Here is a 1,630-nt window from a genome sequence, read left to right on the forward strand (position 1 = left end):
CGCCCCCGGACCGCCTCAGCCACCCGGAGCAGCGCGGGCGAGAACGGTGCCCGTCCGGTGCCGGGACTCCGGCGAGTTCAGATCAGCGCGCTCGGATCGGCGGGCACGTCCACGGAATGCTCACGCAGCGCGCTCAGCGGCACGTCTTCGGTGGTGTCGGCGTGCGTGGCCGCCAGCAGCACCGGCGGTGCCACACCCGCCTCGTACGCCTCCCGCCAGCGGTCGGCGCACACGCACCAGCGATCACCCGGTTGCAGGCCGGCGAACCCGTGCTCGGGGCGCGGCGTGACCAGGTCGTTGCCCGCTTCCTGCTGCTGCACGAGGAATTCGGTGGACACCACCGCGCAAACGGTGTGCCTGCCGACGTCCTCGGGTCCGGTGGAGCAACATCCGTCCCGGTAGAAGCCGGTGAGGGGATCGGTGCCGCAGGGCTCCAGCTCGCCACCGAGCACGTTGCGTTCGGTCGTCATGAGGACACCTTCATTTCCCACACCTGTCGGCTCTGGCCCGGCCCCGGCCCGACGTGCCTGCGGCCTGGCCACCCAAGTGTGGCGAGAACCGCCGAATCCGTCCAGTACTGGCGGTTTCGGCGGCTGTGCGGGGATTTCTAGCGCGGCATCCGGCGCCACACCGCCCGCGGTGCGTACCGCAGCACACCGAAGAGCACCCGCAGCGCGAACGGCACCCACACCTCGTTCCTGCCGCGGCGAAGCGCCCGCGCGGCCGAGTCCGCGACCTGATCCGGGGTGCTGGAGAACGGCGCGGGCGACATCCCTTCGGTCATCCGCCCGATCACGAACCCCGGCCGCACCACCAGCAGGTGCACACCGGTACCCGCCAGAGCGTCGGAGAGCCCGCTGGCGAACCCGTCCAGCCCGGCCTTGGCCGAGCCGTACACGTAGTTCGCCCGCCGCACCCGGACTCCGGCCACCGAGGAGAACACCACGATCCGCCCGCGTCCCTGCGCCCGCAGCAGCGTCGCCAGGTGGGTCAGCACCGTCACGTGCGCCACGTAGTCGGTGTGCACGATCGACATCGCGTGCTCGGCGTCGGTCTCGGCCCGCTGCTGATCGCCGAGGATGCCGAACGAGACGATCACGTCGTCGATCGGGCCGTGCCGCTCGGTGATCTGGTCGAGGACTTCCCGGTGCCTGCCGGTGTCGTCGGCGTCGAACTCGACCCGTTCGACGTGGTCCGCGCCCGCCTGCCGCAGCTCGCGCTCCTGCTCGTCGAGGTCACCGCTGCGCCGGGCGGCGAGCACGACGGTGCGCGCGCCCGCGTCCACCAGCCGCCGGGCCAGTGCCACGCCGATCTCGCTGCGCCCGCCGAGGACCAGAACCGTTCCGCTCATCGCGGCCAGTCTGCCCGACGGTGATCAACGGCTCCCGGGCGAGGGTGCCGTGCCGCCCCGGCAGAAGCTCACGATCCGCTCCCGCAGCGCGCCCGAGGTCGCCGCGGCCACCCCGCGGTGATCACCGGCGACCTCGAAGTAGCGCAGCTCAGGACCGGCCGCGCCGAGCCCGGCGACCGCCCGCCGCAGCTGCCTGGCTCGCTGCACGGGCACCACCTCGTCTTCGACGCCGTGCACCAGCAGCAGGGGTGAAGTCACCGAGGTGATCGTGCGCGGCAG

General features: G+C 72.5%; 3 protein-coding genes. All 3 read right to left on the minus strand.

Features of this window, described 5'->3' with window-relative positions; genetic code table 11:
• Positions 1-77 precede the first annotated feature (77 nt).
• Entirely contained in the window at positions 78-470 is a 393-nt protein-coding gene (locus IJH84_RS02855) for a DUF2237 domain-containing protein (protein ID WP_295139868.1), read from the minus strand.
• Between the two features lie 137 nt (positions 471-607).
• Positions 608-1,351 (minus strand): SDR family NAD(P)-dependent oxidoreductase, encoded by a 744-nt coding sequence (locus IJH84_RS02860; RefSeq protein ID WP_200069479.1) that lies wholly within the window; start codon positions 1,349-1,351, stop codon positions 608-610.
• A 24-nt stretch (positions 1,352-1,375) separates the two neighbouring features.
• A partial coding sequence (locus tag IJH84_RS02865) for a S9 family peptidase (RefSeq protein ID WP_295139871.1) occupies positions 1,376-1,630 on the minus strand: 255 nt, incomplete at its 5' end.

The organism is Saccharopolyspora sp. (assembly GCF_017434145.1).
Taxonomy (GTDB): Bacteria; Actinomycetota; Actinomycetes; order Mycobacteriales; family Pseudonocardiaceae; genus Saccharopolyspora_C; species Saccharopolyspora_C galaxeae.